The 19,162-nt window shown below is 65.4% G+C and carries 19 protein-coding genes; 10 read left to right on the plus strand and 9 right to left on the minus strand.

What is annotated here, in order from left to right; genetic code table 11:
* Nucleotides 1-15: 15 nt before the first annotated feature.
* From NOF53_RS01945 to NOF53_RS01965, 5 genes are read left to right on the plus strand one after another with little or no spacing between them, the layout of a single operon-like run.
* Nucleotides 16-1,086: an ABC transporter substrate-binding protein gene (locus NOF53_RS01945; RefSeq protein ID WP_255965277.1), complete on the plus strand. Its 1,071-nt coding sequence runs from the start codon at nucleotides 16-18 to the stop codon at nucleotides 1,084-1,086.
* 42 nt (nucleotides 1,087-1,128) lie between these two features.
* Nucleotides 1,129-1,965 (plus strand): ABC transporter ATP-binding protein, encoded by an 837-nt coding sequence (locus tag NOF53_RS01950; protein WP_255965278.1) that lies wholly within the window; start codon nucleotides 1,129-1,131, stop codon nucleotides 1,963-1,965.
* The gene (locus NOF53_RS01955; protein ID WP_255965279.1) at nucleotides 1,958-2,851 is read left to right on the plus strand and encodes an ABC transporter permease; all 894 of its coding nucleotides are present in this window, start codon (nucleotides 1,958-1,960) and stop codon (nucleotides 2,849-2,851) included. Before NOF53_RS01950 ends, NOF53_RS01955 begins: the two co-directional genes overlap by 8 nt.
* A gap of 24 nt (nucleotides 2,852-2,875) precedes the next feature.
* The gene (locus tag NOF53_RS01960) at nucleotides 2,876-4,219 is read left to right on the plus strand and encodes an LLM class flavin-dependent oxidoreductase (RefSeq protein WP_255965280.1); all 1,344 of its coding nucleotides are present in this window, start codon (nucleotides 2,876-2,878) and stop codon (nucleotides 4,217-4,219) included.
* A complete protein-coding gene (locus NOF53_RS01965) occupies nucleotides 4,216-4,380 on the plus strand; it encodes a hypothetical protein (protein ID WP_255965281.1) in 165 nt (54 codons plus the stop codon). Before NOF53_RS01960 ends, NOF53_RS01965 begins: the two co-directional genes overlap by 4 nt.
* 35 nt (nucleotides 4,381-4,415) lie before the next feature.
* On the opposite strand, the gene NOF53_RS01970 is transcribed toward NOF53_RS01965, so the two are convergent.
* From NOF53_RS01970 to NOF53_RS01985, 4 genes are all read right to left on the minus strand, one after another.
* Nucleotides 4,416-6,863: an ABC transporter permease gene (locus NOF53_RS01970; RefSeq protein ID WP_255965282.1), complete on the minus strand. Its 2,448-nt coding sequence runs from the start codon at nucleotides 6,861-6,863 to the stop codon at nucleotides 4,416-4,418.
* A complete protein-coding gene (locus tag NOF53_RS01975) occupies nucleotides 6,860-7,609 on the minus strand; it encodes an ABC transporter ATP-binding protein (RefSeq protein ID WP_255965427.1) in 750 nt (249 codons plus the stop codon). Before NOF53_RS01975 ends, NOF53_RS01970 begins: the two co-directional genes overlap by 4 nt.
* 136 nt (nucleotides 7,610-7,745) lie before the next feature.
* On the minus strand, nucleotides 7,746-8,438 hold the full coding sequence (locus tag NOF53_RS01980) for a response regulator (RefSeq protein WP_255965283.1): 693 nt from the start codon (nucleotides 8,436-8,438) through the stop codon (nucleotides 7,746-7,748).
* Nucleotides 8,439-8,447: 9 nt separating this feature from the next.
* Nucleotides 8,448-9,626, minus strand: coding sequence for a sensor histidine kinase (locus NOF53_RS01985; protein ID WP_255965284.1), 1,179 nt, complete (start codon nucleotides 9,624-9,626; stop codon nucleotides 8,448-8,450).
* 88 nt (nucleotides 9,627-9,714) lie between these two features.
* Here NOF53_RS01985 and NOF53_RS01990 point away from each other — a divergent pair, with 88 nt between their 5' ends.
* Together NOF53_RS01990 and NOF53_RS01995 are read left to right on the plus strand one after the other, a co-directional pair.
* Nucleotides 9,715-10,701 (plus strand): LLM class F420-dependent oxidoreductase, encoded by a 987-nt coding sequence (locus tag NOF53_RS01990; RefSeq protein WP_255965285.1) that lies wholly within the window; start codon nucleotides 9,715-9,717, stop codon nucleotides 10,699-10,701.
* 29 nt (nucleotides 10,702-10,730) lie between these two features.
* Nucleotides 10,731-11,294, plus strand: a complete 564-nt coding sequence (locus tag NOF53_RS01995) for a GNAT family N-acetyltransferase (protein WP_255965286.1) — start codon at nucleotides 10,731-10,733, stop codon at nucleotides 11,292-11,294.
* A 1-nt stretch (nucleotide 11,295) separates the two neighbouring features.
* On the opposite strand, the gene NOF53_RS02000 is transcribed toward NOF53_RS01995, so the two are convergent.
* Complete coding sequence (locus tag NOF53_RS02000) at nucleotides 11,296-11,964, minus strand: DUF3239 domain-containing protein (RefSeq protein ID WP_255965287.1); 669 nt, start codon at nucleotides 11,962-11,964, stop codon at nucleotides 11,296-11,298.
* A 38-nt stretch (nucleotides 11,965-12,002) separates the two neighbouring features.
* Nucleotides 12,003-13,682, minus strand: a complete 1,680-nt coding sequence (locus NOF53_RS02005; RefSeq protein ID WP_255965288.1) for a DNA repair helicase XPB — start codon at nucleotides 13,680-13,682, stop codon at nucleotides 12,003-12,005.
* 172 nt (nucleotides 13,683-13,854) lie between these two features.
* On the opposite strand from NOF53_RS02005, the gene NOF53_RS02010 reads away from it, so the two are divergent.
* Nucleotides 13,855-14,607 carry an LppU/SCO3897 family protein gene (locus tag NOF53_RS02010; protein ID WP_255965289.1) on the plus strand — a complete coding sequence of 251 codons (753 nt, stop codon included), beginning with the start codon at nucleotides 13,855-13,857 and terminating at the stop codon, nucleotides 14,605-14,607.
* 205 nt (nucleotides 14,608-14,812) lie between these two features.
* Here the strand turns inward: NOF53_RS02010 and NOF53_RS02015 are convergent, their stop codons facing one another.
* Together NOF53_RS02015 and soxR are read right to left on the minus strand one after the other, a co-directional pair.
* Nucleotides 14,813-15,328, minus strand: a complete 516-nt coding sequence (locus tag NOF53_RS02015) for a ClbS/DfsB family four-helix bundle protein (RefSeq protein ID WP_255965290.1) — start codon at nucleotides 15,326-15,328, stop codon at nucleotides 14,813-14,815.
* Between the two features lie 199 nt (nucleotides 15,329-15,527).
* The gene (gene soxR, locus NOF53_RS02020) at nucleotides 15,528-15,968 is read right to left on the minus strand and encodes a redox-sensitive transcriptional activator SoxR (RefSeq protein ID WP_255965291.1); all 441 of its coding nucleotides are present in this window, start codon (nucleotides 15,966-15,968) and stop codon (nucleotides 15,528-15,530) included.
* Nucleotides 15,969-16,018: 50 nt separating this feature from the next.
* Here soxR and NOF53_RS02025 point away from each other — a divergent pair, with 50 nt between their 5' ends.
* Both NOF53_RS02025 and NOF53_RS02030 read left to right on the plus strand, forming a co-directional pair.
* On the plus strand, nucleotides 16,019-17,428 hold the full coding sequence (locus tag NOF53_RS02025) for an MFS transporter (protein ID WP_255965292.1): 1,410 nt from the start codon (nucleotides 16,019-16,021) through the stop codon (nucleotides 17,426-17,428).
* Nucleotides 17,429-17,642: 214 nt separating this feature from the next.
* Entirely contained in the window at nucleotides 17,643-17,921 is a 279-nt protein-coding gene (locus NOF53_RS02030) for a hypothetical protein (protein ID WP_255965293.1), read from the plus strand.
* Between the two features lie 232 nt (nucleotides 17,922-18,153).
* On the opposite strand, the gene NOF53_RS02035 is transcribed toward NOF53_RS02030, so the two are convergent.
* The gene (locus NOF53_RS02035; RefSeq protein ID WP_255965294.1) at nucleotides 18,154-19,137 is read right to left on the minus strand and encodes an alpha/beta hydrolase; all 984 of its coding nucleotides are present in this window, start codon (nucleotides 19,135-19,137) and stop codon (nucleotides 18,154-18,156) included.
* Between the last annotated feature and the right edge of the window lie 25 nt (nucleotides 19,138-19,162).

A 19,162-nucleotide genomic window follows, 5' to 3' on the forward strand; every position in this document is an offset into this window, starting at 1 on the left:
CTGAGGAAGATCTCGATGATTCGTCCACGTCTTGCGCGGACTCTGGCTGTCACGGCCGCCCTGCTTTCTTTCACCAGCCTCGCCGTCGCCTGCTCGAGCGACAAGACCGTCACGACCGCCGACGGTAAGACCGTCCTGCGCTACGAGGGAACCACCGGGCAGGTCTCGTTCTCGGAACTTGCCGCCGACCTCGGCTACTACCAGAAGGTCGAACTCAACTGGATCGGCGACAGCACCAGTGGGCCGCAGAGCATCCAGAACGCCGCAACCGGCCAGACCGATTTCGGTGGGGCCTTCAACGGTGCGGTATTGAAGCTGGCCGCTGCAGATTCGCCCGTCACATCGGTCATCGGCTATTACGGCTCCGACAAGGAGACATTCAACGGGTACTACGTGCTCGAGGACAGCCCGATCCGCACCGCCCGGGACCTGATCGGCAAGAAGGTCGGAATGAACACCCTCGGCGCGCACCACGAGTTCCTGGTCCGTGAATGGCTGGCCCGTGAAGGCCTCACTCCGGACGAGATCAAGCAGGTCGAGCTCACCGTCGTGCCGCCGGTGAACACCGAACAGGCACTGCGGCAGGGGCAGGTCGACGTCGGAACGCTCGGGAGCGTGTTCCGGGACAAGGCAGTGGAAAAGGGCGGCATCCGCCCGCTGTTCACCGACGAGTCCATCTTCGGTTCGTTCACTTACGGCTCGCTGCTGTTCCGCAACGACTTCATCGCCAAGAACGAGGAGGCGGTGGCCGACTTCGTGCAGGGCACGGCTCGGGCGATCCGCTGGACCCAGACAACACCCCGCGACCAGGTGATCGCCAAGTACAAGGACATCATCACGAATCGCGGGCGCAACGAGAACACCGACCTCGTCGACTACTGGCGCTCGCCCGGTGTCGCCGGCCCCGGTGGAGTGATCACGGACCAGGAAATTCAGACGTGGACCGACTGGCTCGTGCGCAACGGTGAACTCGAGGACGGCAAGCTCACACCGGCCGACGTGTACACGAACGAGTACAACCCGTATGCCAATGGCACGTACCACGCGGACAGCGGTCCCGACGGGCAGGCCCTGGCCACGAAATGACAACACCGAACGGAACTGACGGAGAAGTTTGGAAGGACAGACATGAGCGCCACAGCCTCGGACCTCGAGCTGATCACGACACCCAAACTCCGCCTCGAACACGTCACCAAACAGTTCGACGTGCGCGGGACGAAGGACAAGTTCACCGCAATCGAAGACATCGACATCGATCTCGCAGACGGTGAGTTCCTCGTCCTCGTCGGACCCAGCGGTTGCGGCAAGTCGACGTTGCTGGACCTTCTCGGAGGATTGAGCACGCCCACCTCGGGCCGGATCCTCCTCGACGGAAAGCCGGTGACGGGACCGGGTCTCGACCGCGGCATCGTCTTCCAGCAGTACGCGCTGCTCCCGTGGCGCACGGCGCGGCACAACATCGAGTTCGGGTTGGAGGCCAAGGGGCTGCCCAAGAAGGAGCGCCGGAGTCTCGCAGAGCACTACCTCGAGTTGGTTGGCCTGCACGGATTCGGTGACCGGTACCCGCACGAGTTGTCCGGCGGGATGAAGCAGCGTGTTGCTATTGCCCGTAGCCTCGCCTTCGATCCCGAAGTGCTGCTGATGGACGAGCCGTTCGCCGCCCTCGACGCGCAGACCCGCGAATCGCTCCAGGACGAACTGTTGCGCATCTGGAAAGCAACCGGAAAGACCATTCTGTTCATCACCCACGGCATCGACGAGGCCATCTACCTCGGGCAGCGGGTTGCGGTCCTGACTTCGCGGCCTGGACGGGTGAAGACGTTCGTCGACATCGACATCGACCGTAGTGGCGAGGACGTCCGTTCCAACGAACAGTTCCGGCAGTACCGGCACAAGATCTGGACGCTGTTGCACGGTGAAGTGGAGCGCGCACAGGTAATCGAGAAGGAGGAGGCTCATGTCTAGCGCACTCGCCACACCAGCGGACCTCGACCGGGCGCCCGTCGTCACCGCTCCGCCGTCGACCCGCGCAACGTCTCCCACACCGGAAGCCGTACCGGCGACGCCCGGCGCAGCGAAGCGCGCGGGTGCGGTGCTGGGACCCGTCGCCTGGCGAATCCTCAAGCCCTCCATCGCGATCGTCGCCTTTCTCGCATTGTGGGAGTTCGCACCCCGAGTCGGGCTGGTGGACGAGGTGTTCTTACCGCCCTTCAGTACGGTGATCGACGCATTCTTCGACCTGGCTGTCAGCGGTGAGCTGTGGCAGCACGTATCCGCGAGCCTTTCCCGCGCCCTGACCGGCTTCTTCGTGGCAGTCGCGATCGCGATCCCGCTGGGTATCGCCATCGCCTGGTATCGACCGGTGTCGGACTTCCTGAACCCGATCCTCGAACTATTCCGCAACACGGCGGCACTGGCCCTGCTGCCCGTCTTCATCCTGATCCTCGGCATCGGTGAGGAGTCGAAGATCGCGCTGGTGATCTACGCGTGCACCTTCCCGATCCTCCTCAACACGATTTCCGGTGTGCGCACCGTCGATCCGCTGTTGATCAAGTCCGCCTCGTCGTTGGGACTCTCGCCGGTGCGCCTGTTCCAGAAGGTGGTTCTGCCCGCCGCTGTTCCCACCATTTTCACCGGTATCCGCATGGCGGCGGCGTCGTCCATTCTCGTGTTGATCGCCGCCGAGATGGTCGGTGCCAAGGCCGGGCTCGGCTATCTGATCACCGCCTCGCAGTTCAACTTTCAGATCCCCAACATGTACGCGGGTATCGTCGCGATCTCCGTTCTCGGGCTGACGCTCAACGCCGTTCTCGTACTGATCGAACGCAGGCTGTCCCGCTGGCGGGTCTAGCCACTTACCGAAAAGAAACTCCACATGTCACAGAATTCCCAGTTCCACCTCAACGCGTTTCTCATGGGTGTGGGACATCACGAGGCGGCGTGGCGGCATCCGCGCACCGAGGCTCACCGCGTTCTGGACGTGAAGCACTTCCAGGAACTCGGGCGGATCGCGGAACGCGGCAAACTCGACTCCGTGTTCTTCGCCGACACACTCGCGGTCGGTCCGCGGCTCGAGCACAACACGCAGGCAATCTTCGAGCCCGTCACGCTGCTGTCGGCAATCGCTGTCGCCACCGAACACGTGGGTCTGATCGCCACGGCGTCCACGAGTTACGGCGATCCATACAGCCTGGCGCGGAAGTTCACCTCGCTCGACCACATCAGCGGTGGCCGGGCGGGGTGGAACATCGTGACGTCGGCAGGCGCGGACGAGGCGGCGAACTTCGGTGTCGACGGTATTCCCGCCCACAACGGAAGATACGAGCGGGCAGCGGAATTCGTCGACGTAACACTCGCGCTGTGGGACAGCTGGGAAGACGACGCGGTGGTGCTCGACCCGGACACCGGTTTGTTCGCCGACCCTGGGAAGGTTCACACGATCGACCACGACGGGCCGCGGTTCCAGGTCAGGGGGCCGCTGAATTCCCCGCGATCAACGCAGGGGCGTCCGCTGTTGGTGCAGGCCGGCTCTTCGGAGAGCGGCAGGGAGTTCGCGGCCCGGCACGCGGAGGCCGTCTTCACCGCGCAACGCACCCTCGCGCAGGGGCAGGAGTTCTACCGGGACCTGAAGGCGGGGGTGGTGAAGCACGGCCGGAATGCCGGTGATCTGAAAGTGCTGCCGGGCATCGTCCCGTTCATCGCCGACACCCAGGAGGAGGCGGAGGCGCTGGAGCAGTCGTTCACCGATCTGATCTCACCCGCGTACTCGCTGCGTCAGCTGTCCACGATGCTCGGCATCGATCTCACCGGGCATTCCCTCGACGCCCCGCTGCCACCCTTGCCGCCGCTGGACGAGATTCAAGGGAACAAGAGCCGGTACCAGCTGGTGAAGGATCTCGCCGAAGACGGCTCGCTCACCGTGCGGCAGCTGATCGGACTTCTCGGCGGCGGGCGTGGACACCGCACCTTCGCCGGAACCCCCGAGCAGGTGGCGGACGAGCTGCAGATCTGGTTCGAGCAGGGCGCGGCCGATGGCTTCAAAATCATGCCGCCGTACCTGCCGGGAGGACTCGACGACTTCGTCGATCGGGTGGTTCCGATCCTGCAGCAGCGCGGACTGTTCCGGACGGAGTACACCGCGACCACCCTGCGCGGTCACTACGGTCTCACGGACGTCGGTAACCGGTTCGCGGGCGCGGTCGACGAAGCGAGCGCATGAGCGGTCCGACCGGCCTCACACCCTTCGTCACCACGGTCTTCGTCCCGGCCGCGCTGCTCGGCGCGGGTCTGCTGTTCCGTGTCATTCCCGTGTACTCGCCGTGGCCGCCTCGACCGAGCACCGATCCAGGTTCCGTCCCCCTCGAAAAGCAGGAGGCCTAGGACCCGGGCGGGCTCGACGAGGCGACTCCGGGTGGCTAACTCGACAGGGCTGCTACCGGGGAGGCGGCCCCCGCACGCCGGGCGGGGAGCAGGGCGGCAATCACCCCGCAGACCCCGCCGATCGCCGCGATGGCGAACAGCTGCAACCAAGGGATTGCGCTGAGTGCCACATCGTCGTATCCGAACACCGAGGCGGTTCCCGCAGCCCCGAAGATCAGACCGAACACAACGCCCATCACGGACGCCACACCCGTCACCAGCACGGCTTCCCAGATCAACATTGCGCGTACCCCCTTTCTCGTCAGTCCGAGTGCCCGGAGCAGTCCGGATTCGCGGCTCCGTTCGAGGACGGACAGTGCCATCGTGTTGCCGACGCCGATCAGGGCGATCAGCACCGCAACCGACAGCAGTCCGGCAACCACCATGAGCATGGTGTCGAGCACCGAATCGATAGCCGAGCGCATCGCGATCATCCCCTGGACGTCGCTTCCGGGTGCCAGCTCACGGGCAACTTCTGTCACCTGGTCCGTAGCGGTCAGCGACTGCTCGTCGGAGTTGCCGTCGGACAGGCGAATCCAGAACGCGTCGATCACAGGGGACGCCGCCGACGACATGTCGGTGTGGTCGAGGAGGGCGGGCTGACCGTCCAGGCCCTCGGCCACCGTAAGTGTGACGGCGTCGCGATCACCTCGGACCGTCACCGTGTCACCGGGGCTGAGATCGTAATCCCGCAGTCCGGCGGGGGAGAGCACCAGCTGACCCGGCGCGGGAAGGGTGATCGGCGTCCGCAGCACGGACTGTGCCGCACTGCCCGACACTCCGAAGGCGTCCAGTTCTCCGCGTCCATCGAGGACGAGGCCGGCCCGTTCGAGTCCTGAAACACCCGCCACACCTGCGGTCCCCTCGATCCGCGGACCCAATTCCGGTGGAAGCCCTTCGTTCCCCGTGCTGCTGACCATCACGTCCACCGGGAACTGTTCGTCCATCGCTGCGGGGGCCGTCGATTTCACGGTCGCGATCCCGACCACCAGTGTGCTGGTCAACGCCACCCCGATCAACAAGGCAGTGGCCGTCGCGGATGTCCGGCGCGGATTCCGGCCGGCGTTGCCCGCGGCAAGTTCGCCGACCGGCCCCGCCAACCGCGCCAGAACGATGCCCGCTCGGCTGATCAGCGCAGGCACCACGGTGATGCTGAGTAGTGCGATGCCGAGGAACGAGAGCAACCCACCGACTGTTGCCACCAGTACCTGCTGTCCGAACACCCCCATCACGGTCGCCGCGACTCCGGCGGCCAGCGCCCCCAGTCCGAGAACTTTGCGGCCGAACGACATTCGCGCGCTCTCCGGCTTGGTTTCCATCGGCTGCAGCGCTGCCAGCGGCGACAGTCTGGTCGCTGCCCGTCCGGGCGCGGAGGCCGCCACCATCGTCATCACGATCCCCACCGCCACACCGGCCCCGATCGACACGGAATCGACATCCAACGTGGACAACGGGATCGGTGCATCCGCCGCCGTGGCCACTCGCCCGACAACCCAGGCCAACGCGATCCCGACCCCGGCGCCGAGAACCGACGCGATGATCCCCACTGCGGCCGCCTCCGTCCGGATGCTGCGGCGCACCTGTGACGCGGTTGCACCGACACATCGGAGGAGAGCGAGTTCCTGAGTCCGCGCCGCGAGCAACACCGCGAAGGTGTTGGCGATCACCAGCGCCGCGACGACGACTGCGATGGCACCGAAGGACAGAAGAATCGTACTCAGCAGCTCGGCCTGGCCGAGATACTGTCCTGCAGCATTTTTCGTCGCCGCGGCGCCGGTGACCACAGTCGAGTCGGCAGGCAAGGACGCGCGGACGCGGGTGGCAAGTTCCTGCTGTGACAGTGACCCGTCACCGGCGATGCGTACCTCGTGCTCGGCGGCGTCGCCGGCCCACTGGAAAAGCTGGGCAGGCGTCGCGAAGACCGTGGTGCCGCGCATCCGCTGCGCGGTACCGGAGAGGTCGACCAGCCCGACGACGCGAACACTGGTGGACGCACCGTCGCTCGCCCCAGGCGCGGTGACGATGATCTCGGAGCCGACGGGAATGTCGGCGTCCTTGCTCACCAGCGCCTCTCCCAGCCCCGTGGGCAGCTCTCCGTCGGAGACCTGCTGCCACCGCAACGTACTGTCGTCCGCGATTGAGATGGCGTCACCGTACGATTTTCCGTCGATCGCGGAATCGACTCGGATATAGGCGCTCACGTCGTCGGTCGTCGCGGCGACGCCGGGGACCCGGGCGAGGTCGGCCGCCGTGGCGCCCGGACCGGAGGCGACCGCGTCGGTGCCCTGATATTGCGCCGCGAGCGAGTTGTTGATTCCGGCATCGACGGTGGAGTTCAAGGTCAGCGTCGCCACGATGTACCCGACGGCGATGACCACTGCGAGAATCGATGCCACGTACCTGCCCGCATGGGCCCGGGCCTGCGCCAACGCCAGCTCCCTCATCGCTGCACCCCCGCGAGGTCGTCCGCGCCGAGCGCGCGCATCGACGCGATCACGGCATCTACTGTCGGCTGAAGAATTTCACCGGCGAGCAGGCCGTCCGCGATGAGGACGACCCGGTCCGCATACGATGCGGCCACCGGATCGTGGGTCACCATCACCACTGTTTGCGACGTCTCCCGCACACTGGTACGCAAGAGTTCGAGAACCTCTGTGCCAGAATGTGAGTCGAGGTTGCCGGTCGGCTCGTCGGCGAAGATGACATCGGGCTGCGGAAGCAGAGCGCGCGCCACAGCCACCCGCTGCTGCTGCCCGCCCGACAGCTCGTGCGGGAGATGATCGAGCCGGTGCGTGAGGCCGAGCTTGGTGATCACTTCGTCCATCCACTGCGGCGACGGGTTGCTACCCGCCAGGCGCATCGGCAAGACCATGTTTGCTCGTGCGCTCAGGACCGGCAGGAGGTTGAACGCCTGAAACACGAATCCGATCCGCTCGCGCCGCAATTCGGTCAACTCCCGATCTCCCAGCCCGGTCACCTCGGTATCGCCGAGGAAGACTCGACCGGCCGACACCGTGTCCAGTCCGGCCAGGCAGTGCATGAGCGTCGACTTGCCGGAACCCGACGGACCCATGATGGCCGTGAAGGCGCCCCGCTCGAAGTCGACGTCCACACCGCCCAGTGCCCGCACCGCTGTCTCACCCGTGCCGTATACCTTGGTCACTCCGCTCGCATGTACCGCTGACTGCATCGTCCCGACCTCCGTGTTGTCACCCGTGATCACGGAATCGACGTTATTGCAGGTGAAGCGGTGCGCGCGTCGGAGCGCGGAGCCATCTTTCCGCTCGCCGTCGTCATCCTCGGGTAGGACGAATGCGGTTTGGGCGTCAGTCCTCGGTACCGAGCAGGTCCGAGCGGCGCACCAAACCGACCTGGAAGGCGAACACCACCGCTTGCACACGGTCTCGTGACTGCGTCTTCGACAGGACACGTCCCACATGCGTCTTCACGGTGGTCTCCGAGATGTGGAGCCTGGCCGCGATCTCCGTGTTGGACAACCCGTATGCCATGGCCTCGAGGACTTCCACCTCACGGGGTGTGAGTTCCTCTGGCAGCTGTGCGCGGTCCATCGAGTCCTCCAGCAGTGGCCCTACGTGCTGGAGGAGCCGGCGAGTGGCCCGTGCCTCGATTACGGCGTCACCCCGGTGTACCGTCCGAATGCCGTCGAGTAATTGCTCCGGCGGAACGTCCTTGAGGAGGAAACCGCTCGCCCCGGCCCGGATTGCGGAGATGACATATTCGTCGTTGTCGAACGTGGTGAGTACCACCACCTTCGGCGCATTCTCGGCGGCCAGCAGCAACCGGGTGGTTTCGATGCCGTCCATGCGGGGCATTTGCACATCCATCAGGACGACATCGACGCGCCTCGCCGCGAGTTCGGTGAGTGCCTGCCGTCCGTCCGACGCCTCCACCACCACCGACAGGTCCGGCTGCGAATCGATGACCATCCGGAACCCCGCACGGACCAGTTGCTGATCGTCGATCAGCGCAACATCGATGCGGTCGCCGTGTTCGTCCATGCCCTCACCCTAGGGCTTCTCGTACGGGAGGACGGCGCGGACCCGATATCCGCCACCGGGTTTGGGACCTGCCGTCACCCGGCCGCCGTGGAGTCGTGCCCGCTCTTCCATTCCGATCAAACCCTGCCCACCCGCGGAGGGCTCGATGAGCGCCGCGGCAACGCCACGGCCGTCGTCGACGACAGTCAGGGTCAGATCGCGGTCGGTCCAGCTCATCTCGACACCGGCGTGTGCCCCCGGCCCGGCGTGTTTGAGCACGTTGGTCAGCGACTCCTGAACGATCCGGTACGCGGTCAGGCCCGTCCCCGGCGGCAGCTCCCGGGGACTCCCTTCGACCCGCAGGTGCACGTCCACCCCCTTCTTGCGGAGGTCTGCGACGAGCGAAGTGATGTCCGGCGCACCGGGAATCACGGCGAAGTCCCGGGGCCGGTCTTCTCGCAACACCGACAGCAGTGCCCGCATGTCCGTCAGTGCTTGCCGGCCGGTGGCTGCGATCGTCTCCAGCGCAGCGACAGCAGCTGCGGGATCCTGGGCGGCCCCGTACCGTCCGCCGTCGGCCTGCGCGATGACGACGGTCAGCGAGTGGGCGACGATATCGTGCATCTCCCGGGCAATACGCGTGCGCTCGCTGATGGTGGCAATCTCGGCTTCCTGCTCCCGTTCGAGTTCGAGTAATCGAGCGCGCTCCGCGAGCCCGTCGAACTCCTTCATCCGAATTCGTCGCAGGTCACCGAAGGCCCACACCGCAAGCACGAAGGCGACGAATGCGAGAGAGTTGTACACCAGTATCTCGAACGACTTGTTCTGGGTGAAGTATTTCGTCGTCGCGCCCACCGCGCCGACCATGGCGATACCGAGCGCGGTGAAACTGCTCCAGCGTGGACCGTAGGCAGCAAAGGCGTAGAGCGCGATGGGGACCGCCACCACGGACAGCAGGAGGGTGTTCGCGATGACGACGAGATGCAGCACCGAGAACGCGGCGATCACGAACCCCGACACCACGGTGTGCGAACGACGCCAGGCCAGCGGCACCGTCATGCCCAGCGAGACGATCACTGCGGCCACGCTCGCCTCCGCCGCCGTGAGGAGGCTGAGGACGGTGACGACACCGGCTACGCACACGTCGATTCCGCGGCTGTGCTCCGCGCTCCATCGATACCATCGTTCAGTCGAAGGAAAGCGGGCCATGCTGCCACGGTAGCGCCTGCTCAGGCGATTCAGCCGCGGGTGGCGCCGCTCCCTGCAGGACTACCCGGACTGTGGGTACATTCTTCTCATGCGCTTCGGATTGTTCGTTCCTCAGGGCTGGCGTCTGGACCTCGTCGGAATCGACCCCTCCGAGCAGTGGGCGGTGATGCGCGACTTCTCGCTGCGCGCCGACCGCGGCTCCTGGGATTCGCTGTGGGTGTACGACCATTTCCACACCGTCCCGGCGCCCACCGAGGAGGCAACCCACGAGGCGTGGACCCTGATGTCCGCTCTCGCTGCCGTCACCTCGCGGGTGCGCCTCGGCCAGATGTGCACGGCGGTCAGCTATCGCAACCCCGCGTATCTGGCCAAGGTGGCCGCCACCACCGACCTCATCTCGGGTGGACGAGTGGATATGGGCATCGGAGGTGGCTGGTACGAGCACGAGTGGCGCGCTTACGGATACGGATTTCCCTCTCCCGGTGATCGTCTCGGCCGCCTCGACGAAGGCGTTCAAATCATGCGCCAGGCCTGGGTAAACGGCACTGCCACCCTCGCGGGCAAGCACTACCAGGTCGACGGGGCGATCGTGCAACCACTTCCCCTGCAAGAGGGCGGCATTCCCCTGTGGATTGCCGGTGGTGGTGAAAAGGTCACCCTGAAGATCGCCGCGAAGTACGCGCAGTACACCAACTTCGACGGCACCCTCGAAGGGTTCGCCCACAAGTCCGAGATTCTCCGCAGGCACTGCGAGGACGTCGGAACCGACTTCGATGCCATCGTCCGGTCGGCCAACTACAACGTCGCGATCGGAACCACCGAAGCCGAGGTCGAGCAGCGACTGGCCACGTTGGTGGAGCGGGTCACCCCGTATGTGGGCGCCGAGGCGGCGGAGGGAACTTTGGGCGCTTTCCGTGGGATGCCAGGTGTGGGCACCCCGGATCAGATCATCGAGAAGCTGTCCGCCCTGAAGGCGCAGGGCATGACCTACGGCATCTTCTACTTCCCCGAAGCCGCATACGACACCTCCGGCATCGAACTGTTCGAGAAGGAAGTGCTCCCGGCGCTGCGCTGATCGGTCGCTCACAGGCCTACAGTGGCGGCATGTTCGTCGTCACTCTGAACACCGACTCCGTGTGGCTGAGTCCGCCGGTCATCGGCGACATCGACGCAATCTGTGCCGCGTGCAGCGACTCCGTGATCGCCGAGTGGACCACCATGCCGTCGCCCTATACGCGATCGGACGCGGAGCAGTTCGTGCGGCGTACCGTCCCCTCCGGATGGGCGGATCGCAGCCCCGTCTGGGCAATTCGCGAACGCGCCGACGGACCCGCGGTGGGGATGATCGGATTGCTCGCGCGCGACAGCTCAGCGTCCGAAATCGGTTACTGGCTCGCGGCCGATGCGCGCTCACGCGGTCTCATGACAGCCGCGATCGAAGTGGTGTGTGGCTTCGCGTTTCGGCCGGATGGTATGGGTCTCGAACGCATCGAGTGGCGTGCCTTCGTCGGCAACCGCGGCTCCGCGGCGGTGGCCCGGAAACTGGGATTTCGGTTCGAGGGAGTGCAGCGCCGCGGACTGCTCCAACGTGGCGTTCGACGGGACTCGTGGATGGCGGCGCTACTGGCGGAGGATCCACGGACGCAGGTAGACGGCTGGCCCGACTAGATCAGCGCAGGCTCTCCGGAAGCTCGTGCTCGGACACGACCACTCGCTGATCGGGACTCGTCCGAACGTGCTCGGACTCGGGAATTTTGCTCTGCAAGAACTCCCACTCCGCCTGATCGATGGCTTCGGCCGCGCGGGCGCGCACCGAGGCGTCGCGGGTGCCCCAGGCGATGGGCATCGGACTGACCATCTCCCAGGTGTCGGCGGCACTGTGCGTGTTGCGGTCGTTCAGAAGCGCGACCGACGGCACCTTGTCACCGACGCTCTGCTTCTGATGTGCGCGGATCGGGACATTGCGGGTGACCAAGACGTAAGACGGCCGACCTGCGGCAGGCTTCGCCACGTCGATCAGCGACAGCAGCGTGAGCGCGCGCGGGTGCACCTCCGAGATCACCGCCGGGACCAGCGGGCTCTTCGCATACAGGTCTTCGATCCTGCCCACCTTCTTCGGCACCCAGAACGCCACCCACACCGACGTGAGCGCGACGAGCGCCACCACGACACCGAGGATGATCGACCACGCATGCCCGAACAGGATCAGTCCCACAGCCGCGGCCGCGAACAGCAGGGCAACGATGACCGCGGACACCTGGAGGCGTCGCATATCGGCGAAGGTCTGATTCACAGACTTCGCGTAGGCCCGATCGACGGTGAACTCGAAATGTCGCACGGCACCAGCTTAGAGTCCCGGGTGCCGCGGCGGCGGAGTCACCCGATAGCCGGCCCGAGGAGATCGTCGGCATCGGTGATCCGGTACGCGTAACCCTGCTCTGCCAAGAAGCGCTGCCGGTGCGCGGCGTACTCGGCGTCGAGGGTGTCGCGGGCGACGACGGAATAGAAGTGTGCTTGGCCGCCGTCCTGCTTGGGACGCAGGAGCCGTCCGAGCCGCTGAGCTTCTTCCTGTCGCGAACCGAACGTGCCCGAAACCTGCACCGCGACGGACGCTTCCGGGAGGTCGATGGAGAAGTTGGCGACCTTACTCACCACCAGCGTCTGGATTTCACCGGCGCGGAAGCTGTCGAAGAGTTCCTCGCGCTCCTTGTTCTTGGTGGAGCCCTTGATGACCGGCGCGTTCAACGCCTCACCCAGCTCGTCCAGTTGATCGAGGTAGGCACCGATGATGAGGGTCGGCGCGTCGGTATGCCGCTCGAGTATCGATTTCACCACCGCGATCTTCGTGTGTGCGGTCGAACACAACTTGTACCGCTCGTCGGGTTCGGCGACTGCGTAGGCCATGCGTTCGGCGTCCGTCAGCGTCACCCGCACCTCGACGCAGTCGGCGGGAGCGATCCATCCCTGTGCCTCGATGTCCTTCCACGGTGCGTCGTACCGCTTGGGCCCGATCAGCGAGAAGACGTCACCCTCGCGACCGTCCTCACGCACCAACGTGGCGGTGAGACCGAGGCGGCGACGAGACTGCAGGTCTGCGGTCATGCGGAAGACCGGGGCCGGCAGAAGGTGGACCTCGTCGTAGATGACGAGGCCCCAGTCGCGGGAGTCGAAGAGTTCGAGGTGCTTGTATTCACCCTTCGTGCGTCGCGTGATTACCTGATACGTGGCGATCGTGACCGGCCGAATCTCCTTGCGCTCACCCGAATACTCTCCGATCTCCTCCTCGGTGAGGGAGGTGCGCGCGATGAGCTCCCGCTTCCACTGACGTCCCGCGACGGTGTTCGTGACCAGGATCAACGTGGTGGCCTTCGCCTTGGCCATGGCCGCGGCACCGACCATGGTTTTGCCTGCCCCACAGGGAAGGACGACGACACCGGAACCGCCCGCCCAGAACGAGTCGGCTGCCATCTCCTGATAGTCGCGCAGGTGCCAATGGCCGTCTGCCGATCCGGGGGAGGTGCCGTCGTAGTCGAGATCGATCTGGTGGGCTTCGCCGTCGACATATCCGGCGAGGTCTTCGGCCGGCCAGCCCACCTTGAGGAGGAGCTGCTTGAGTCTTCCGCGCTCACTGGGGTGGACTATGACGGTGTCGTCGTCGACGCGGGCGCCGAGCATCGGAGCGATCTTCTTGTGCCGGGTCACCTCGGTGAGCACAGCGCGGTCGAGGCTGACGAGTGTCAGCCCGTGCGCAGGATTCTTCACCAGCTGCAGGCGGCCGTACCGAGCCATGGTGTCGACGATGTCGACCAGCAGGGGTTGCGGCACGGCATAACGGGAGAAGTTGACGAGGGCGTCGACCACCTGTTCGGCGTCGTGCCCGGCCGCTCGTGCATTCCACAGGGCCAGGGGAGTGATGCGGTAGGTATGGACGTGTTCCGGCGCCCGTTCGAGTTCGGCAAACGGGGCGATCGCCTGTCGGGCGTCGTTCGCGCGTTCGTGATCGACCTCCAACAGCAACGTCTTGTCGGATTGGACGATCAACGGTCCGTCGGTCACGAAAGCCTCCTTGTCATGCGGCGCCGGATCTGGCCAGCCTGTCCATTGTCCTGGTATGGGCGTCGGCGCGCCACGTCGCCACCTCTCACCTGGCTCGATACCAGCACATTCCGGGCGGTTGCAGCCTAAATTGAAAGGTCAGCCGGTGGATTCCCCAGAGACGAGGCCTGAGATGACCCAGCCCCCCGACCCCTCACGTCCCGATCCGAACACCCCCGGCCAACCGCCGAACAACCCGCAGCAGCCGTACCAGCAAGGTCAGCCGTATCAGCAGGGTCAGTACCCGCAGCAGCCTTTCCAGCAAGGTCAGTACGGTCCGCCGCCCGGACAGCAGGGCCAGTACGGTCCGCCGCCCGGACAGTACGGGCAATACCCGCCCGGCGGCCAATACCCGCCACAGAAGAAGTCGCGCAAGGGCCTGCTCATCACCCTCGCCGTCGTCGCAGTAGTGCTCCTTGCTGCTGTCGCCGCGGTCGGCGTCTTTGTCGTACGCAGCGCCGACCAGAACAGCCTCGACGTCGGAGACTGCGTCTTCTTCGAATCCGCGTCGACCACGGCCGCCGACACCGAGCACGAAAAACGTGACTGCTCCGACGACGACGCCACCTACGAGGTGGCCACCAAGCAGGACGGTGACGCCCAGTGCGGTGACGACTACTTCTCCTACACGCTGGTGGGTGAGGAAGACACCGTCGAAAGCACGCTGTGCCTCATCCCGAACATGGTGGAGAATTCGTGCTACCTCCTGGAGGACGACGGCAGAATCGTCCCAGGCACCTGCTCCGAACCCGACACGGTCAAAGTGGTCGAACGCGTCGACGGCCAGGAGGACGAATCCCTCTGCAACCAATTCGACGCCGCATTCCCCATCGCCTTCTCGGAGCCGCAGCGCACCTACTGCATCGAGGTGAACCTCACCGGCTAGCTTCTGTCACGTGTGAGTATTGCCGGTCGGCTACGCCGCGGGCCGGAGTCGAGATAGCAACGAGTTGAGATGACGACGCCAATCTCCGATTCGATCTGCTCGACTCTCGCATTAGCGCAATTGGCGATCGGTGTCAAGGCTCGGGCGCACCCTAGCTCTGAGGCGAATGTAACGGCGTTGCCCGAGCCACCGATCGGCCCGGGCATCAACGTGGCTCATGTTGTGAGCGCAGCCATTTGCGTATACGTCCGCGGGCGTTGCTGTAGGGCGATGCGGTGTTGAGCTGAATCATCCGGCCGGCCGTATATTTCTTGTACCAGGGCTTGGCGTACAACTCCTCATTGCTCATCGAGTCGATCAATGCCACGATCCGGCTCTCGGCCGCGGAGAGCCGCTCGAGCAGCTCGGCCCACGACTCCGACGCACAATTGCGGTAGAAGCTCTGGGCGAGCTCTCCGAGTTGGCTCCAGGTGTACCCCGTCGCTGGGAACTCCGGTTCGATTCCGAGAGCGCGGTCGTGGTGCCAAGTGAGCACCAGTTCGTTCCAGCCAATGAGATAGGCGACCAGGTCGGCTGGACTGATCAGCGTCCCAGTTGAGTGCCCGGGCAGCGACCGCTCCCGCGACCGTTCCGGCGGCACCCGCGCGAGATCGGCAACGAGCTTGATGTAATTGGCATCGATCGCGGTCAGCAAGCTGGCTTTGTCGTTCGGAACCGCCATCCCTCACCTCTCGGGCACTGTCGCCGCCCGACGCTGCGTACGCAACGCCGGTAAAGCGAATCTTATGCAACGGGTTTCGGCTCGTGTCCGGGGTACCGCGGTGCACGAAGTGCTTGGGGGAGCGTAAATAGATGACGTTGCGACTGGGCACCCTTTCGGCGATCGGCTACAGGAGCTATCCGCCGCGGCCGAGACCCGTTCAGAGCCGATTCGGACCTGAACCCTCCACGGCGAGTTCGTCTTCCGGGTTGAGCAGGTAGCACGCCTTCATCGACAGGCATCCACACCCGATGCATCCGGTGAGCTCGTGTTCGAGGCGTTCGATTCGCTTGCGTTGATCCTCGAGTTGCACCCGCCACAGCTTCGATACGCGCTGCCAGTCGCGGATCGTCGGCATCCGGTCGGGTGGGAGCGTCTCGAACACCGTCCCCACATCGGCCAATGGAATCCCGAGCCGCTTGGCCACCACGATCAGCGAGATTCGGCGGAGCATGTGGCGTTCGTACCGGCGTTGATTCCCGGACGTCCGCGTCGAGGCGATCAGTCCGAGCTGCTCGTAGTAATGGAGCGCCGAGACGGCCACACCCGTCCGACGGGACACCTCCCCCACCGACAGCAGATCCTTCGGATCCAAAGACATCCCATCACCCCCTTGACCTCGAGTCCACTCGAGATTTTAGCCTGGCTTCCATGACTACGACCGCCCCGTCACCGGCCAGCTGGTCCGAACTGCTCGGACCCCGCTACCGCTCCACCTCCGTCGTCCTCGCCGGCGGCGTCGGCCTGCACGCCGTCAACATCTTCCTGACGACGAGCCTGCTGCCCACCGCCATCGGTGAACTCGGTCGCGAATCGCTGTATGCGTGGAGCGCGACCGTCTTCATGGTGGCGTCCGTGATCTCGTCGATGACCGTGAGCAGGCTGCTGGCGCACCGCGGGCCGCTCGGTGCATATCTGTTCGCTCTCGCGCCGTTCTTCGTCGGCACGATCATCTGCGCCGTCAGCCCGTCGATGGAGGTTCTTCTCGTCGGGCGTGCGGTCCAGGGGGTCGGCGGGGGTCTGCTGGCGGGGCTGAGTTACGCCGTACTGCGTCAGGCGCTGCCAGAACATCTGTGGGCCCGCGCGACCGCACTGGTCTCGGCAATGTGGGGCGTCGGAACTCTAGCCGGACCGGCGATCGGCGGACTGTTCGCCCAACTCGGCCAGTGGCGTCTCGCGTTCGTCACGCTGGCAGTGGTCGCCGCCGCCATTGCTGTGATCGCACCCCGGGCATTGCCGCGCACCGAGCGAGTGCGTGGCGGAGAACCCGTGCCCGCCACGTCGCTCACACTGCTGACCGTGGCGACGATCGCGATCAGCGTGGCGGGGATCCTCGGCAACCGCACCCACATGTTCGTCCTGATTGCGGCCGGGGTGGCGTTCATCGTTCTGTTCCTGGCCTGGGAGCGGCGATCGCCGCGACGCGTGCTGCCGCAGTCGACGTACACCCGGGCGTCGTCACTGAAGTGGATCTACCTCACCATCGCGGTTCTGGCGTCCGGCACCGTGTCGGAGGCCTTCACACCCCTGTTCGGTCAACGGCTCGCCGGACTGGTGCCGTTCGCGGCGGGATTCCTCGGCGCCATGATGTCGGTGGGATGGTCGGTGACCATGATCTTCAGTTCCGACATCGTTCGCCCCCGTGCGCAGACGGCAGCGAAGATCGCTGGACCTCTGGTGCTCGCCGCAGGTCTGCTCCTTACTGCGGCCCTCTGGCGTGAGGACGCCGGACTGGGCGTGGCGATTCTGTGGGCAGGCGCGCTGGCCGCCGCGGGTGCCGGGATCGGGCTCGCTTTCCCTCACCTGATGGTTGCTGCCATGCGGAGCACCGATGACGAGCAGGAGGGGTCCAAGGCCGCGGCCGGGCTCAACACGGTCGAGTTGATCGCCATGGCCGTCGGGTCCGCGGTCGCCGGTGTGCTGGTCAACCTCGGCGCTCCGTCGGCCCTCATCTCTGCACAACTGCTCTTCCTCGGTCTCGGCGTCATCGCGGCAGCCGGTGTGTTCACCGCGTATCGTGCGACCCGGCAGGTAGAACGCGCAGTCACCGGACCGTCCTGACCCGGCCGGCGTCGCCGGAGCGACCGCGACGGTTCGACCTCATCGCAGCGACGGTTTCCTCGGCGACGGTGGCCGGGTCCGTACTTCTGGGCCGAACGAGAGCTCCTGCACTGGGGGAAATGGCACGCCCCAAATGGAAGCTGGCAGAGACGAATTCGCAGGGCTGGGCAGCGCAGGACCTGCATCTGTCTGAGCTGTGTGTCACACTCCATGTATGGAGGGGGCTGACAAGTTTGCGCGTGAGGTGATTGCCGCGTTGCGTCCAGTCCTGCCGGCGGAGACGATCGATCATGTGAGCTTCTCGCTCGAGACCGGGCAGGTCCACAAGGCGCTGATCGAAGCGATTGGTGGCGCGGTCAAACAGGAGGTGGCCGTTCCGGCCCGTGTGGTCGAGACGGTGCGGGAGTTGCTGGCGGGCGGGTCTTTGCGTCGCCGGGATGCCCGTGCGTTGAACCGAATGCTTCCGCGGCTTCGCGTGGACACCGCGACCTGAGTTCGGTGGCACCGCCGCCCGGGCTTCCCATTGATGCATTGGTGACATGGACTCCGGAGCAATTCGCAGAATGCGCATTGACGGACGGGCATAGAACGTGAAAATCGATCTTCGCCTGCTGTCGATCCTGAGGTGGCCGAGTCGATCATCCCGGCGCTTTCAGCTGGCTGTTGCTCGGTGGATCTTCATCAGTGTGATCCGTGTCCAGCTGCCCCGCCCGGCCGCGTGCGGCTCAGGCGCCGATCGAGGCCTTCATCATCGGGAGCATTGCCCAGAGCTGATCTTGCCAGTAGCCCCAGGAGTGAGTTCCAGACGCGGGGAAGTCGTAGTGCGCGGGGATGCCGAGCGTGTCGAGCCGTACCTGGAAGGCGCGGTTCTGGGCCAGAGCGATGGCCTCGAGGCCCATGCCCGTACCGACGTTGAAGACGTCGATGGCGGATCGCGGCTGATCGTGCGGGCCGGGGAGGCCGGCGCCAGCCGAGATCCACATCGGGAGTCCGCGAAGCATGGGGGCGACGACGAAGGGGTCGTTGCGGAGCCACGCCGGATCCCACGGCGGCCCCCACATGGAGTCGGAGTTGTAGCCGCCGGAGTCGAGCATCGACACCCGGATGGCTTCGCGCATGCCCGGTGCCGAGAGATTGAGATACCCCGACATCGACCCGGCGAACGTGAATTGGTCGCGGTGATAGGCGGCTAGAACGAGGGCTGCATTGCCGCCCATGGACAGGCCGGCCACGGCGTTGCTCGTCCGACTGATGCCGTACACGTTCGCGAGGAAGTCGGGCAGGTTCTGGGTGAGGAACGACTCCCACTTGTAGGTGTAGGGCTGTCCGTTCGTGTTACTGGGGGCGTACCAATCCGTGTAGAAGCTGGACATGCCTCCGACGGGCTCGACGACATTGATTCCGTGATCGGACAGCCACGCGGCGTTGGTTTCGTGCTCCCACCCGCTGACATCGTTGGTCGCGCGGAGGCCATCGAGAAGGTAGAGGGCCTTGTTACTGCCGTTGTTCGCCAGCCAGATGCGTACCTTGATGTGCCCGACACCTCCCGGGGCGGCAACCCAGTGTTCACGCAATCGGTCATACGGGTTCGCCGAAGCGGTGCCGCCCCCGACGAGTACGAACGCCAACGGCAGGATCACCACGGCGACCATCAGACGTACGACGGCGCCCGATATCGCACGCCGACGCCGCGTTGCGGTAACACTCATGTTCCAGCCTCCTGGTAGTGGTCCC

It is taken from the genome of Rhodococcus tibetensis (genome assembly GCF_024438035.1).
GTDB classification, from domain to species: domain Bacteria; phylum Actinomycetota; class Actinomycetes; order Mycobacteriales; family Mycobacteriaceae; genus Rhodococcus_F; species Rhodococcus_F tibetensis.

What these genes read in the sequence shown, in the direction of transcription:
- NOF53_RS01945 (WP_255965277.1), top strand. Translation starts at nt 16, where the DNA reads ATGATTCGTCCACGTCTTGCGCGGACTCTGGCTGTCACGGCCGCCCTG.
- NOF53_RS01950 (WP_255965278.1), top strand. Translation starts at nt 1,129, where the DNA reads ATGAGCGCCACAGCCTCGGACCTCGAGCTGATCACGACACCCAAACTC.
- NOF53_RS01955 (WP_255965279.1), top strand. Translation starts at nt 1,958, where the DNA reads ATGTCTAGCGCACTCGCCACACCAGCGGACCTCGACCGGGCGCCCGTC.
- NOF53_RS01960 (WP_255965280.1), top strand. Translation starts at nt 2,876, where the DNA reads ATGTCACAGAATTCCCAGTTCCACCTCAACGCGTTTCTCATGGGTGTG.
- NOF53_RS01965 (WP_255965281.1), top strand. Translation starts at nt 4,216, where the DNA reads ATGAGCGGTCCGACCGGCCTCACACCCTTCGTCACCACGGTCTTCGTC.
- NOF53_RS01970 (WP_255965282.1), bottom strand. Translation starts at nt 6,863, where the DNA reads ATGAGGGAGCTGGCGTTGGCGCAGGCCCGGGCCCATGCGGGCAGGTAC.
- NOF53_RS01975 (WP_255965427.1), bottom strand. Translation starts at nt 7,609, where the DNA reads ATGCAGTCAGCGGTACATGCGAGCGGAGTGACCAAGGTATACGGCACG.
- NOF53_RS01980 (WP_255965283.1), bottom strand. Translation starts at nt 8,438, where the DNA reads ATGGACGAACACGGCGACCGCATCGATGTTGCGCTGATCGACGATCAG.
- NOF53_RS01985 (WP_255965284.1), bottom strand. Translation starts at nt 9,626, where the DNA reads ATGGCCCGCTTTCCTTCGACTGAACGATGGTATCGATGGAGCGCGGAG.
- NOF53_RS01990 (WP_255965285.1), top strand. Translation starts at nt 9,715, where the DNA reads ATGCGCTTCGGATTGTTCGTTCCTCAGGGCTGGCGTCTGGACCTCGTC.
- NOF53_RS01995 (WP_255965286.1), top strand. Translation starts at nt 10,731, where the DNA reads ATGTTCGTCGTCACTCTGAACACCGACTCCGTGTGGCTGAGTCCGCCG.
- NOF53_RS02010 (WP_255965289.1), top strand. Translation starts at nt 13,855, where the DNA reads ATGACCCAGCCCCCCGACCCCTCACGTCCCGATCCGAACACCCCCGGC.
- NOF53_RS02015 (WP_255965290.1), bottom strand. Translation starts at nt 15,328, where the DNA reads ATGGCGGTTCCGAACGACAAAGCCAGCTTGCTGACCGCGATCGATGCC.
- soxR (WP_255965291.1), bottom strand. Translation starts at nt 15,968, where the DNA reads ATGTCTTTGGATCCGAAGGATCTGCTGTCGGTGGGGGAGGTGTCCCGT.
- NOF53_RS02025 (WP_255965292.1), top strand. Translation starts at nt 16,019, where the DNA reads ATGACTACGACCGCCCCGTCACCGGCCAGCTGGTCCGAACTGCTCGGA.
- NOF53_RS02030 (WP_255965293.1), top strand. Translation starts at nt 17,643, where the DNA reads ATGGAGGGGGCTGACAAGTTTGCGCGTGAGGTGATTGCCGCGTTGCGT.
- NOF53_RS02035 (WP_255965294.1), bottom strand. Translation starts at nt 19,137, where the DNA reads ATGAGTGTTACCGCAACGCGGCGTCGGCGTGCGATATCGGGCGCCGTC.